This window comes from Micromonospora sp. 15K316, from assembly GCF_004348525.1.
Lineage (GTDB): Bacteria > Actinomycetota > Actinomycetes > Mycobacteriales > Micromonosporaceae > Micromonospora.
The window spans coordinates 55,576-68,194 of the sequence record NZ_SMKG01000013.1 but is presented as its reverse complement, the minus strand read 5'-3'; the positions used below and the strand labels follow the sequence as shown (position 1 = coordinate 68,194).

General features: G+C 70.0%; 12 protein-coding genes and 1 tRNA gene. 6 read left to right on the top strand and 7 right to left on the bottom strand.

Annotation, left to right across the window (positions count from 1 at the left end; translation table 11 throughout):
• The first annotated feature begins 402 nt into the window (after positions 1-402).
• The 3 genes from E1211_RS05650 to E1211_RS05640 all read left to right on the top strand — a co-directional run bounded on the left by E1211_RS05650 (position 403) and on the right by E1211_RS05640 (position 4,451).
• Positions 403-476 (top strand) — tRNA-Pro (locus tag E1211_RS05650).
• A 194-nt stretch (positions 477-670) separates the two neighbouring features.
• Positions 671-976 (top strand): hypothetical protein, encoded by a 306-nt coding sequence (locus tag E1211_RS05645; RefSeq protein ID WP_132346099.1) that lies wholly within the window; start codon positions 671-673, stop codon positions 974-976.
• Positions 977-1,649: 673 nt separating this feature from the next.
• A complete protein-coding gene (locus tag E1211_RS05640) occupies positions 1,650-4,451 on the top strand; it encodes a M20/M25/M40 family metallo-hydrolase (protein ID WP_165947179.1) in 2,802 nt (933 codons plus the stop codon).
• A gap of 553 nt (positions 4,452-5,004) precedes the next feature.
• On the opposite strand, the gene E1211_RS05635 is transcribed toward E1211_RS05640, so the two are convergent.
• The 7 genes from E1211_RS05635 to E1211_RS05605 all read right to left on the bottom strand — a co-directional run bounded on the left by E1211_RS05635 (position 5,005) and on the right by E1211_RS05605 (position 10,634).
• On the bottom strand, positions 5,005-5,451 hold the full coding sequence (locus E1211_RS05635) for a hypothetical protein (RefSeq protein ID WP_132346096.1): 447 nt from the start codon (positions 5,449-5,451) through the stop codon (positions 5,005-5,007).
• A gap of 96 nt (positions 5,452-5,547) precedes the next feature.
• Positions 5,548-6,582 carry a questin oxidase family protein gene (locus E1211_RS05630; RefSeq protein ID WP_207915254.1) on the bottom strand — a complete coding sequence of 345 codons (1,035 nt, stop codon included), beginning with the start codon at positions 6,580-6,582 and terminating at the stop codon, positions 5,548-5,550.
• A gap of 197 nt (positions 6,583-6,779) precedes the next feature.
• On the bottom strand, positions 6,780-8,030 hold the full coding sequence (locus E1211_RS05625; RefSeq protein ID WP_132346094.1) for a glycosyltransferase: 1,251 nt from the start codon (positions 8,028-8,030) through the stop codon (positions 6,780-6,782).
• Between the two features lie 122 nt (positions 8,031-8,152).
• Complete coding sequence (locus E1211_RS05620; protein WP_132346092.1) at positions 8,153-8,734, bottom strand: DUF3592 domain-containing protein; 582 nt, start codon at positions 8,732-8,734, stop codon at positions 8,153-8,155.
• A gap of 217 nt (positions 8,735-8,951) precedes the next feature.
• On the bottom strand, positions 8,952-9,683 hold the full coding sequence (locus E1211_RS05615) for a class I SAM-dependent methyltransferase (RefSeq protein WP_132346090.1): 732 nt from the start codon (positions 9,681-9,683) through the stop codon (positions 8,952-8,954).
• A gap of 83 nt (positions 9,684-9,766) precedes the next feature.
• Positions 9,767-10,180: a GNAT family N-acetyltransferase gene (locus tag E1211_RS05610; protein WP_132346088.1), complete on the bottom strand. Its 414-nt coding sequence runs from the start codon at positions 10,178-10,180 to the stop codon at positions 9,767-9,769.
• Between the two features lie 112 nt (positions 10,181-10,292).
• Positions 10,293-10,634 carry a VOC family protein gene (locus tag E1211_RS05605; RefSeq protein WP_132346086.1) on the bottom strand — a complete coding sequence of 114 codons (342 nt, stop codon included), beginning with the start codon at positions 10,632-10,634 and terminating at the stop codon, positions 10,293-10,295.
• 198 nt (positions 10,635-10,832) lie between these two features.
• On the opposite strand from E1211_RS05605, the gene E1211_RS05600 reads away from it, so the two are divergent.
• The 3 genes from E1211_RS05600 (at position 10,833) to E1211_RS05590 (ending at position 12,619) form a co-directional block, all read left to right on the top strand.
• A complete protein-coding gene (locus tag E1211_RS05600; RefSeq protein WP_243709359.1) occupies positions 10,833-11,444 on the top strand; it encodes an HNH endonuclease family protein in 612 nt (203 codons plus the stop codon).
• A 173-nt stretch (positions 11,445-11,617) separates the two neighbouring features.
• Positions 11,618-12,145 (top strand): orotate phosphoribosyltransferase, encoded by a 528-nt coding sequence (locus tag E1211_RS05595; RefSeq protein WP_132346082.1) that lies wholly within the window; start codon positions 11,618-11,620, stop codon positions 12,143-12,145.
• Positions 12,146-12,268: 123 nt separating this feature from the next.
• Entirely contained in the window at positions 12,269-12,619 is a 351-nt protein-coding gene (locus E1211_RS05590; RefSeq protein WP_132346080.1) for a MerR family transcriptional regulator, read from the top strand.

Here is a 12,619-nt window from a genome sequence, read left to right as displayed (position 1 = left end):
GGTCGAGGGAAGCCTCGACCCGGCCCGCTTCCGTTTCTCTGCCTCCCCCGCCCCTCATCGGCCGGCCCGGTGTTGATCCACGCGGCGTGTCCGTCGGCGAACCGCGCTCGCCCGGATCATCGCGGGTGTCGGGGGCGTGTCCGTCGGCGGTGGGCTTGATCCACTCGACTTCAGGGAAGTCGGGCCGACGACCCCGAGCGGATACCCCGACTTCATGAAACTCGAGTGGATCAGGCCACCCGTACATACCTATCTTCCTAGGACGCCCCAGCGGTGGTGCGGCCGGTCATGCCGGCTGTGCCGGCGAGAGAGCGCGCGTGGCCGGTGGGGCCTGTGCGGACGGCGGGAGGAAGCTGCGCTAAGCTGTACCGGCTGCCGCGGGGGAGACCCAGGCGGGAGCATCGGGACGTGGCGCAGCTTGGTAGCGCACTTGACTGGGGGTCAAGGGGTCGTCGGTTCGAATCCGGCCGTCCCGACGCAGGTCAGAGGCCATCTGGAATCTTCCAGGTGGCCTTTTCTGATCTTGTACAGCAGCGAAGTACAGCAACGGGCTCAGCGTCTCGTAGGCGCGTGCGGCGACCTCGGCCGGGGAATGCCACTTCGAGACGAATCGGGACCGGGCCTCTACAACCGGCTATGGATGCGTGTCAGTGCCATACTCGCCTGCGTGATGAGCGATCGATTGCAGGCGTGGATGCGGGCACGCTTCGGACCATCCGAGGCGGAAGCGGTTTTGGGCCTCCTGATCGATCTCGTGCCGATGGCCCCGGCGGGCACTGCAGAAAGCACCGAGCGTGTCCAGGCTGCGGTGCTCTTCCTGTCCGGTGGGGATACCCAACGATTCCTTGATGCTGCGGCCCTGGCGCAGCAGGATTGGCGCGACGTTTTGGTTGCCGCGGGGCTCGCCGATGATGACTGGGCCGACCGTCTGAGCTCCATGCTTGGTGACACCTCGCCGGTCCGGGTGTACCAGTAGCCCGTCGAGGTCGCGCAGTTCCTGATAAACGATCCTCACCGAGGTCCCGAGACCGGGCTTCCATGTGCCTGCATGTCTGGTCGCGTCAGATGCCTGGCGAATCCGTCCCCCAGCTGCACGAAGGTCGGCTTTGGTTACTCAGCCATGCTGGTTGCGGCGACGAGGACCAAGCGGCGCTGTCGGCCCGAACCCTGGCGGGCCGAGGATGTGTAACGGATGGCAGCCGAACACCGGCACGCCGCCTGGGCGCGGTGGGACGCTCACCGAGCGACCACCGTGGTTGGGCCTAATACGTGACTGCAAATGTCTTGGCGAGGAGCCGCGAACACTGAATGTCGGCGGCTTAGGCGCGGGCAGTGCTTCCGGCGGGGCGCTCGGGTGGCGCTCGCCTCCCTCCACTTAGGACGCACACCACCTGGTCACGCAGTGCTACGAACCGTTGCCCGGAACAACTTATTGACATGCTTGGAGAAGCCTGAAATGGTCTCGAGTACGAAGATCATCCGACGCTTTTTCGATCTGACCATTCAGGGGGATCACGGGGATGCGGAAGAAACCTCTTGCACTGACACTTGGAATGTCATTGCTCCTGTCCGTGGGTGGAGCGGCTAACGCGTCCGCGGCCAGTTCCGGCGAGGAGCGCTTCCAGCCGAGTGTCACCTACGATCTGTCGGTGACCGACGCCGAGCGCGACGCGATCCACGCGGAAGTCGAGGCGTTGGCTGGACGAGTCAAGAGCGCGCGGGCGGGGGACGGCAGCTACGACCCGCTCAGTCTGATCGGGGCGATGCTGGACGGGTCGAGCTACGACTCCATCTCGCGAGGCGGCACGGCCGCGACGGCGTACCCCTTCCCGGTCAGCAACACCGAGGCCAACCAGTACGAGTACGACCGCAAGGTCGCCAAGCTCGCCTGGGTGGTCAAGCTCGCCACCGACCTGGGTTTTCCGGTGGTCGTCCAACGCCAGCCCGACAAGTACGTGTACGCGGAGATCGGTGACCCGGACGCCCCGGAGATGGTCATGGCGTTGAGTCACCCCGACTCGCCGACGGCTTCCGTTTCGCCGGCCCAGCTGGCGCGCTGGCGGGACGCCGACGGCAACCTCGGTACTCCTGGTGCGTACCACTCGCCCTATGTCCAGGACGGCTGGGTCTACGGGGCGGGACTGCAGGACGACAGCGGCCCGACGCTGGCGACGCTGCTCGCGGCCAAGGCGCTGCTCGAGGCGGGGTTGCCCTTCGACCGACGCATCCGCATCGTCATGGGAATCTACGAAGACGGTGGTCCCGGCACTCCCTCGACGACGAACACCGCCACCTTCCAGTCCATCCCGTACAACTCGAACCCGAGCTTCTACGACAACTGGGCCTACAAGAACCTCAACCGGGAGGAGACCCCGGTCGCGGCCTACACCTCGGACTCGCGGTTCCCGGTCATCGTCGGCAACTCCGGATCGGTGACCCCGTCGGTGTCGATGAGCTTGTCCGCAGACAGCACCAAGGCCTTCCGGCTGACGGATGCCAAAGCCGGCGTCACCCTGCGCGAAGGCGATCCGACGCTCAAGGACATCGCCTACGGCAGCACCACGCAGATCGCCTCCCGGGCGATCTTCACCCTCGACGTGGCGGGGGCCGGCTCCACCGAGCGCGACCGATTCGTCGCGGCGATCACCGCCGCCGCGACCACGAAGGGCTGGCTCCCGGCTGCTCCCCGCACCATCCCCAAGGTGCGGACCACGATCACCGGCGACTCGCTCACGCTGGAGATCAACACCGATGTGGCGATGGAGATGCCGACCCCGCAGTACGGCAAGAATGCCGTCGTGTGGGGGATGTTCCTTCTCTCCAAGGGGCTCGGCGCGCTGGGAATCACGGCCGGAGACATGCAGTTGAAGAAGGCCGCCGACGGTATCGGCGACCTGTTCTTCCGCGACGGTGTCGAGGGCGAAGCCTATATCGGCAAGTACATGGGTATCCCGGCGAACCTGTTGCGCAACCCGAGCAACGGCACGCCGAACCTGACCTTCGCCCTCATGGGGGGCATCAATTCGGAGACCCCGACGAGCTTTTACACGGACGCCTCCGGCAGCCTCAGCATGCCGATGTTTGTGCGCAGCATGCACGTCACCGCGGCTGACTCCGGCCAGGCGACGGCGGCGGTCACGGCCGCCTTCCAGGCGAAGGGGTTCACCATCGGCAGCCTCGGCTCGCCCGTCGGCGCCGGGTTGTACGTCACTCACGACAACCCGCTGACGGCACTTCAGTTCGGGAGCTACCAAGCCTCGATCAACCGCAACCCGGAGCAGTTCGCGGACCCGTACTCCCTCAAGGACGTGGTCTATCCGCAGGGCACGACCGGTGGAACCCTGGCCAGCAGCTTCCGCAACAAGATGACCGCCTTCGGCGCCGTCATCCCGGGTAACGAGCGCTGGTGGCACACGGCCAACGAGCGGATGAAGGTCGACTCGGCAGTGCAGATGACCAAGATCATGGCCGATGGCATGCTGGAGATGGCAAGGTACTCCGGGCCCGCGGGTGCGAAGTTCATGTGGGCAGACATTCCGGGGTTGAACGCCGACCGGGCGGACCTCGACCTGCTCGACGTCACGATCGGAACCTACAAAGACGCGTCGGCCGCTGTCGGCACGAGCCAGTTGGGCGACCGGGCCCTGCTCGGTGCCACCTCGTTCAACATCCCGATGTGGAACGGGCGCGGCAACTCGACTCCGACGGCGTCGGCGTACGCACTGGGGCACGCCCCGGGAGGGGTCTATCTCCCCCTGACCGACACCGAATACCAGAACAGCACCTACGTGGCGCCGATGCGGCTGGAGTTCAAGGTGGAGCGCCCCGACCACATGTCGGACGCGGCTTGGGCGAAGTTCGTGGCCGGCGGCTACGGTGACTTCCAGTTCAACATTCTCGTCGGCGACAAGGTCGTGCCGCTGGCCGTCCCTGCGGGGCAGAGTGCCGACAAGTACTTCTCCTCGCGCATCTCGGCCAACAACCCCGACGCCATCTACCTGTCGGTCAACCTCGCGATCACCGATGCCCCGTACACCGGGGTGAAGGCCGTCCTCGCGGATTCCAAGACGGACCTTTACACGGTCAATCCGACGTACTTGGCCTCGAACCCAGATCCGTTTCCCGGGCGCGGGGCCATCGAGCAACGGGGCTTCTTCCAGTTCGGTGACGGGCACAAGAACGCCGAGTTCTCTTCGCCCGACGCGGTGTACGTGACGGTCGCCAACGCGGTCGTCGATGCGAAGCCGTCGGCGGTGGTGAAGAAGTTGAACGGCAACAAGAACGAGTTGACCATCACGGTGAAGCAGACCCACATCGACGGCAGCGAGTCGCCTGTGACGGCCACGTTCACCATCAACAACAACGCTGCGGGCACGTACGCCGTCGGCGATTACAAGGTGTTCGTCGACACCAAGGGAAACACCCAGGTGCGGTCGATCTCCATCGTGTGACGCCTGTGAACCGGTAGTTCAGCGCGCGCACGGGCGGGCATGCGCGGTGGCAGGATGCCTCCACTCGGGGCAGCGGCCGCCAGGGCGCGAGGCGCATTGACAACCGAGTGGAGCCATTGCCGTCGGTGGTGGTTCCACTCCGTTGTGCCCCCTCGGGCATGGCGTGACGTGGACACCGGCCTCCCGTATCCGAGGTGACCGGCGGCTCGGGACACCGGGCGCGACGGCCCACGACGACCGCGCGCCCGACGACCGGAGCCCGGGACGTTGGCGCTCAGCCATCAGGGCTGCGGCGACCTGTCCCTTCTCGTTCTCAGTGGCGCTGCCCGCGGGCGGGTTGTCGAGACCCGCCCGGGCAGACGGGGGCCGCGCTTCACTGAGGATGCAGACTTCCTCTCCTGGTACGAGAGGTGGTTGGACGCGGTCTTGGCCGGCGAGCGGCACTTTCGCTGAGTTGCCGGTCGATTCCGGCTCTTCGGCGCCGAGGCCGGCGGCTGAGGGCTGTTCGGCTGGCCCTTTCCGTTCCCGACGTGTTCGCTCTTGACGCGGGCTGTCAGTCGCAGATCCGCCAGTCGCCGTCCTCCTTGACCAGGGTGAGCACCTGGGTCCCACCGGATCCGTTCGGCAGGGTCCAGCGCACGTCGGCGCGGCCGTGCAGCCGGCCGTTCGTGTTGACGACGTTCACGTTGACGATGTCGTAGCCGGTGGCGGTGAAGCTCTCGGTCTGCTGGCGGGCGAAGTCGGTTTCGTTCTGCCGGTCTCGTAGCCGGCCGCAGAGCTGGCCGTACGCCGTCGGGAAGTCCTTCTCGACCATCGCTGCGGCGAAGGCGTCCACACTGTCACGCGCGGGTCCGACGGCCTCCTGGAACACGTCTCGGAGGACGAAGCCGCCGACGACCCCGCCGAGGCAGCAGAGGGAGAGGACGACTCCGATGACGACGAGCAGCGTCCGCCTTCTCTGCGGGTTCTTCGGCGGCACCATGATCGGTTCGTAGGCCATGGCCGCAGGCTAGGAGGGATGGGCAACCGGTCGAGTGGTGTGGCGGTGACGTCGGCAGGCGGGGCCGGGTGTGAGCTCACCCGGCCCCGGGAGTCGTCAGTCGTCGGCGATCTGCGTCGTCGATCGGTCGACGGTGGCGAGGACCACGGGGTCACCGCTGCGGGCGTACGTGTCGGCCGCGGTGTCGGCGAATTTGATGGCGTGGGCGTCGCCGGTGGCCGTCGCCCGCCGCAGGACCCCGTCGACGGTCAGGCCGGTGCGGACGTCCGGCGCGGGACGCCCCACGGGCGGCGAGTAGGCGGCGGTGACGGCGGCCGTCGCGGCCCAGGCGGCGGCGAGGCTCGGCGCCCAAAGGGTTTCCGGCAGGGCGGGCAGGGCGCGCAGGACCGCGTTGGGTGCGGTGGCGGCGTGTACGAGCATGACGGGATTGCCGTGTCCGTGGGTGCCGTGCCGGGCGACGGCGGCGTCGACGATCGCGGCCAGTCGCGTCGGGACGTCGTCGTGGTCGCTGCCGGGTACCGCGCCGGCGGCTGCCGGCCATGCGGGCAGGTCGGCCAGTTGGGCGAGGCGGGCGCGGATGCCGGCGCGCTGGTCGGGCACGCGGGGCACCGCGTCGAGCGCGGAGCGTGGGTCGGTGATGGGGTACGGCCCGGTGCCGGGTGGGGCGAGCGGTTGCCATCGGGCGGCCCAGTAGGCGAGTCCTTGGCCGAGTTCGGTGACGCGCGGGCGGGTCTCCTGGTCGAGTAGCGCGCGTGCGGCGTGGCCGACCCGGATGACGCCGTGGGTGGCGCCGGCGGCGATGCCGGGGAGCAGGCGTGGCCACCATCGGGCGAGTACGTCGCGCCAGGGTTCGTCGGCGAGTTCGCGGTCGAAGTAGTTCAGCCAGTCGCCGGTGCGTACCGGGTCGCCGAGCGGGTCACGCCACTGCTCTCGGGGGATCGTCGAGATGCCGCGCGGCCGTTCTTCGAGTCGGGACAGGTAGGAGTCGAGCCAGCGGTGGACGGTTTCTCCGTGGCCGCGGTGGGTCAGTGCCTCTACCGCCATGGGGGCGTGGTTGGAGAGCCAGCCGTCCCGCTCCGGGCCGGTGTGCCGCACGCGTTCGTACGCTTCGTCGAGCATGGAGCCTGTCATGGGCACGAGGCTAGGAATTCAAGTTTGGTTCAGGTCAAGGGCGACGAGGGTGACGCCGGCGGACGGCCACCGCCCGATGGTCCCGCGCGGGGACGCGGAGATCGCAGCGGTGGCCGTCGCCACGCTCCTGCATCGCCCGGACGGCGTGGCGTGACCCGAACCCGGCCGGTCGCCGGTTCCTCGCCACCTGCCCCCGCTCAGCGGCGGGCGGCCTCCTCGACGATCTCGGCGATCGCCTGGAACGGGTCGTACCCGCTGATCTCCTTGGCGAGGACCTCGGCGCGGGACCGGTAGCCGGGCTGGTCGAGGACGGTCCGCACGGCGGCGCGCAGCTCCGCCACCTGCGGAGTGCCGGTGTGCAGGTCGATACCGGTGCCGCTCCACTCGACCCGGGCGGCGACCTCCGGCTTGTCCTCGCTGGCGCCGGCGACGACCATCGGCACGGCGTGGTACAGGGCGGTCTGCACGCCGCCGTAACCGCCGTTGGTGACCAGCACGTCGGCGTGCGGCAGCAGCCGGTCGAAGGGTACGAAGCCGGCCAGCCGGACGTTCTCCGGCACCTCGGTCAACGCCTGGCGCACCAGCTCCGGCCCGTCCTCGCGGACGGTGGCCGCCACCACGAGGACGTCGAGGTCGGCGAGAGCGCGCACGGTGGGGATGACCAGTTCGTTCAGGTCGCCGTTGGCGACGGTGCCCTGGGTGACGACGACCACCGGCCGGTCGCCGGAGAGCTCCGGCCACCAGGCGGGCTCCACGTGGTCGCCGCCGGGGGCGGGGGGCAGCGTGCCGACGAAGCGGAGGTTCGCCGGGAGGTCGCTGCGGGGGTACTCGAAGCCGGGCACGGTCAACTGCAGGTAGTGGTCGGTGCGGTGGATCGGGGCGTGGAAGAGCGGCTCGGCGAGCGTCGCGCCCAACGACTCGAACGTCGCCTCGCTGAACTTCTGCAGCGCGACGAGGACGGGCGGCGGCTCGAAGGCGGCGTCGGGCGCGCCGGAATCTCCGTGCGGCAGCAGCAGGGGGATGCTGCCCAGCGTGACGAGCGTGGGTCGGTCCTCGGCAGCCGTGGAGAGGCTGAGCAGCGGGATCGACAGGAACCCGAGCTCACCGATGATCACGTCTGCGGGGAATTCGGTCAGCAGCGCGCGCAACCCGCGTAGCTGGGCGGGCAGGTGGCCGACGAAGACGTTCTCGAAGTCGAACGCGAGCTGGTCCGGCCCCGGTGGCAGGGCGGCCCGCGCCGGGAAGACCCGGTCGAACTCCCGATCGTCGAGGTCGGCCTCCGGCGGCAGCGCCCGGAACCGCGCGCCGAGCGCCCGTACGCGCTCCTCGAACCGCGACCCGGTGTAGACGACCACCTCGTGTCCCCGCCCGACCAGGTCCGCGGCGACCGTGAGGACGGGGTTCACGTGTCCCTGGAAGGGGGTGGCGGCAACTATCACCTTCGCCATCGGGCTTCTCCTCCATCTGTGCTGTCGGGCCCGGGGCGGTCGGGCGCACCTCTAGCACGGGAGATCCGAGGGGAGGGTTCGAGTGACGTGCGTGACGTCGGCCCTACCGGATCAGGTTCGTCTCATCCGGCGACCCGACGGCGGGCGGCGCTGGCCAGCAGGTAGACGCCGGCGATGAGGGTGACGAGGCGGACGAGGAAGGTCACCGCGCCGATGAGCGCGGCCAGGGCACCGAGCGCGATCATGCCGTACGGGATCCAGTCGGTCTCCGGGATGACGCGCGCGGAGCCGGGGTCCTGCGGGCGGTAGGAGATCGTGGCGGTGGAGCCGATCGTCGGGCGGTTGGTGCTGCTCTCCGGCTCGGTGAACTCGACCGGCTGGTTGTTCGAGGCGGTGAAGGTGAGCACCCGGGAGTACATGGTCCGGCCGTCGCTGTCGCGCGAGGTCGTGATCCGGGTGACGGTGGCGGTCGCCGACGTGCCGTCCGGGTAGGGCTGGTGCTGGCCGTGCCACCACCAGCCGAGCCCGACGAAGAGCAGGCCGACGGCGAGCACGACGAGGGAACCGATGATGCCGGTGCGTTTGCGTCCGCCCGGAACGTCGATGCCGACCAGCCCGTCGGCGACCAGCGTCGCGCCGGCGGCGGTACGCGCTGCCCGGCCGGTCAGGATCCCGGCCACCGTTCTGAAGATCTGGTTGGCCATGTCGGTCGTCCTCCGGTCGTGGGGTGCGGTGTTGTCACCGCATCCACGTGGGGAGGACGGGCGCCGGTTCGGCCGGTCGCCGTCAAGTGATCCTGATCTCCAGAGATCAGTGCGCCCCGTGGGGCCGGGGGAACGGATGGTGGGTCGGATCGACGGGTACCAGCGCAAGGATGGCCAGCCGGTCGACGCCGGATGGTTCGTGCCGGGCAGGTCGCGGTCAGCGCAGCACGAGCAGGTCGAGGGCGTCGACGACCGGCCCGGCGGTGATCTTCGCTGCCGCCGTCATCCGCCCGAGCCCGGCGTCGTACTCGTCGTCGGTGATCAATTGCAGGGGAGTGTGTGCCTTGCGGCGTAGCGTCGTGGCCGCCTCGTGCAGGGACGCGGCGGTGACCTGAGGTACCGCTTCGAAGGCGGCGGTGTGGAAACCGGCGGCGGCGAAGGCGGTCTCGACAGCGGCCACACTGGGATATGTGTCGAGCACACGGACGGCTTCCGGGAAGTACCGGAAGAGGGTGATCCCCTGGTGCCGTCCCGCGAACGCGGAGCGGATCAGCAGCGGGGCGCCCGGACGCAGGACGCGGCGCACGTCGTGAGCTGCGGCAGTGAGGTCGGGCAGGTGGTGGACGACAGTGGACATCCACGCCGCGTCCACGGTGTCGTCGCCGAGCGGAATGTGCGTGGCGTCGCCGGCCAGCACGGGCTGATGCACCGCTCGCGCCCGCATCGCGGCGGCGGGTTCCACAGCGATGGCCGTTACGCCGTTGAACCAGAGGGTGAAGTTCCGCGCCCAACTGCCGGTGCCGGAGCCCAGGTCGAGAAGGCGCATCCCGGGGCGGGGGTCGATGTGCCGGGTGATCGCCTCGCGCCAGGCGCTGAGTCCCTCGCCGGTGAGATGTCGGGTCGCCGCGAACGCCGCCGCGTCCTCGCTGTCGTACGCGATTCGGGCCATGGGCCTGATCAAACGGCTTCGGCTCGCGATGCGGTAGGCGAAATGCCGCGGATCACAGTCGCTGACAGGGCTCTGGACGCGGTCTACCGCGGCGCGGGCATCGGCTTGGAGCAGAGCACGTCCGGGGCGGGTAGGTAGCCGAGGGCCTGCCAGAACCGCAGCGCGCCGGTGTCCTCCGGCAGGACCAGCAGGTTCACTCGGGGGCAGCCCAGGGCCGCGAACCGCGCCTCGAGCTCGCCGATCAGGCTGGTGGCGATGCCTTGCCGGCGGCACGTCGGGTCGACCGCCAGGCGCAGGATCCAGCCGCGCCGGCCGTCGTAGGTGCCCAGCACCACGCCCACGACCGTCTCGGCGGCCACGGCCACGAGGAAGAGCTGCGGGTCGCGCAGCAGCTTCGCCGCCAGCTCGTCGCGGGGTACGACGTCGCGGCCGGCCGACTGCCAGAGCCCGACCACGGCGTCGTAGTCGGGCCAGCGGAACTGTCGGATCTCGATCACCGCACCGGTCCTTCCCGCGGGGGCGGCGGCGAGTCTAGCCGCGGCTCACGCGGGGAAGGCGTGTGGCCGACGGACCGGCGGGTGGCGGGGCGGGTATCGGCCGCCCTCCGGTTCAGAGCGGCTCTCCGCCGAAGCCGATCTCGTTCCCGTCGGGGTCGACGTAGGTGATCTTCCGTACGCCGTTGTCGTACGTCTCCCGTTTCGCCGGCTCCAGCCCGCGCTCGGCGGCGGCGGCGACCCGGGCGTCGAGGTCGCCGACGAAGACGGTGTGCATGGCGTGGCCGGCGCGCTCGGGGAGCAGTTCGATGTAGACGTACCGGTGTTCGGCGAGCTCCCACACCGCTTCGGTGTCGTTCGGGAGGAACGCCGGCGGGGAGCCGAGCAGCGTCTCGTACCAGCTCAGCGCCGCGTCGTAGTCGGTGACGGGGATCCCGGCGAAGAGGTCGACGGCCATGCGACCAGGCTAACCGCGGACCGGGCGCCGGTGGGGAGGCCGACGCGCCGGCGCCGACCCCGGAGCTTCGGGTGCGCGTAGAAGCCCGGCCACCTGCCCGTTGCGGCGCGATCACACCGATCGACGACGTTGAGTGTCCCGTACCCAACGCCTCGGGAGGCACCTGTGCGACGCCGTACCCGGCTCCTCGCCGCAACCATCGCCGCCGCCGCTGCGGCAGCCACGACGACCCTTCTCGCCGGACCGGCCGCCGCGGCCCCGCCCGGCATCCCGAGCAAGGCGACCGCGCAGAGCAACCTGAACAGCCTCACCGTCGCCGCCGAGGGCAGCATGAGCGGCTACAGCCGGGAGGCGTTCCCGCACTGGATCACGATCTCGGGAAGCTGCAACACCCGGGAGACGGTGCTGCGGCGCGACGGCAGCGGCGTGCAGGTCGACGGCGCCTGCGCGGCGACCTCGGGCAGCTGGTACAGCCCGTACGACGGTGCGACGTGGAGCAACCCGGCGGACGTCGACATCGACCACGTGGTGCCGCTGGCGGAGGCGTGGCGCTCCGGGGCGAACTCGTGGACGACCTCCCGCCGGCAGTCCTTCGCCAACGACCTGAGCGGCCCACAGCTCATCGCGGTCACCGACAACGTCAATCAGGCCAAGGGTGACCAGGACCCGTCGACGTGGACGCCGTCGCGCGCCGCCTACCGCTGCACGTACGCGAAGATGTGGATCCGCACGAAGTTCAACTGGAACCTGAAGCTGCAGAGCGCGGAGAAGTCGGCGTTGCAGAGCATGCTGAACACCTGCTCCTCCTGAGCGGGCTCCGCGGCGACCCCGGCAGGTTCGTCTGCCTGCCGGGGTGGCGGCGGGTCGGCGCGCGGGCGGTGTCCGGTAGCCGCGCCACCGCCGTCAGCACGAGGACCGGTAGCGGCGGGCGGCGCACCGCCGCGGGTTTGTCGCCCCGGGGCCGCCGTGCCAAGATCCGTGCCGTGAATCTCGATGATCTCGCCCGTCAGGTCAACAGCCGGTCCCGGCTCACCGGAGAGTTCGTGCTGCGTTCCGGGCGGGTGGCCACCGAGTACTTCGACAAGTACCAGTTCGAGGCGGACCCGGTGCTGCTGGACGCCCTCGCCGGGCAGCTGGTCGCCCTGGTGCCCGCCGGCACGGAGGTGCTCGCCGGTCTGGAGATGGGCGGGATCGCCGTCGTGACGGCGCTCGGCCGGCACACCGGGCTGCCGTGCGCGTTCGTCCGGAAGGCTGCGAAACCGTACGGCACGGCCCGGCTGGCCGAGGGCGCCGAGGTGGCCGGGCGGCAGGTGCTCGTGGTCGAGGACGTGGTGACCTCCGGCGGGCAGGTCGTGGCCTCGACCCGGGAGCTGCGGCAGCTCGGCGCCCGCGTCGACGCCGCCGTCTGCGTCATCGACCGTCAGGAGGGCGGCGCCGAGGCGTTGGCGGCCGAGGGCATCGCGCTGCGTGCGCTGCTCACCCGCGCCGACCTCACGCCCGCGGCCGGCTGAGCGACTCGTACCCGACCTGCCCGGAGTGTGACCGGGTGATCACGTTCGGCGCGGCGCGTCGCCGGTGCCGGCGGATATTCTGGGTGGCGACCAGCGGCAGGTGGGACGAACGAGGAGCTCCGGGTGCGCATCGGTGAGCTGTCATCGCGTACGGGCGCCAGCCAGCGTTCCCTTCGCTACTACGAGCAGCAGGGGCTGCTGCACGCCGGCCGCACCGCCAGCGGCTACCGCGACTACGCCGAGGACGCGGTCCTGCGGGTCGACAACGTGCGCCGCCTCCTCGCGGACGGGCTGACCGTCGACGACGTGCGAACGTTCCTGCCCTGCCTCGACCGCGACCTGGCCCAGGAGCCCGCCTGCCCGCCCGCCGTCGAGGTCTACCAGCGGCGGCTGGCGACCGTGCGGCGACGCCGCGCCGACCTCGACCAGGTGCACACGCGGCTGACCCGGCAGCTGCGCCACTGGGGCGGCTGA

Coding starts and splice junctions, on each gene's coding strand:
- E1211_RS05645 (WP_132346099.1), top strand. CDS start 671: ATGAGCGATCGATTGCAGGCGTGGATGCGGGCACGCTTCGGACCATCC.
- E1211_RS05635 (WP_132346096.1), bottom strand. CDS start 5,451: ATGGCCTACGAACCGATCATGGTGCCGCCGAAGAACCCGCAGAGAAGG.
- E1211_RS05630 (WP_207915254.1), bottom strand. CDS start 6,582: ATGACAGGCTCCATGCTCGACGAAGCGTACGAACGCGTGCGGCACACC.
- E1211_RS05625 (WP_132346094.1), bottom strand. CDS start 8,030: ATGGCGAAGGTGATAGTTGCCGCCACCCCCTTCCAGGGACACGTGAAC.
- E1211_RS05620 (WP_132346092.1), bottom strand. CDS start 8,734: ATGGCCAACCAGATCTTCAGAACGGTGGCCGGGATCCTGACCGGCCGG.
- E1211_RS05615 (WP_132346090.1), bottom strand. CDS start 9,683: ATGGCCCGAATCGCGTACGACAGCGAGGACGCGGCGGCGTTCGCGGCG.
- E1211_RS05605 (WP_132346086.1), bottom strand. CDS start 10,634: ATGGCCGTCGACCTCTTCGCCGGGATCCCCGTCACCGACTACGACGCG.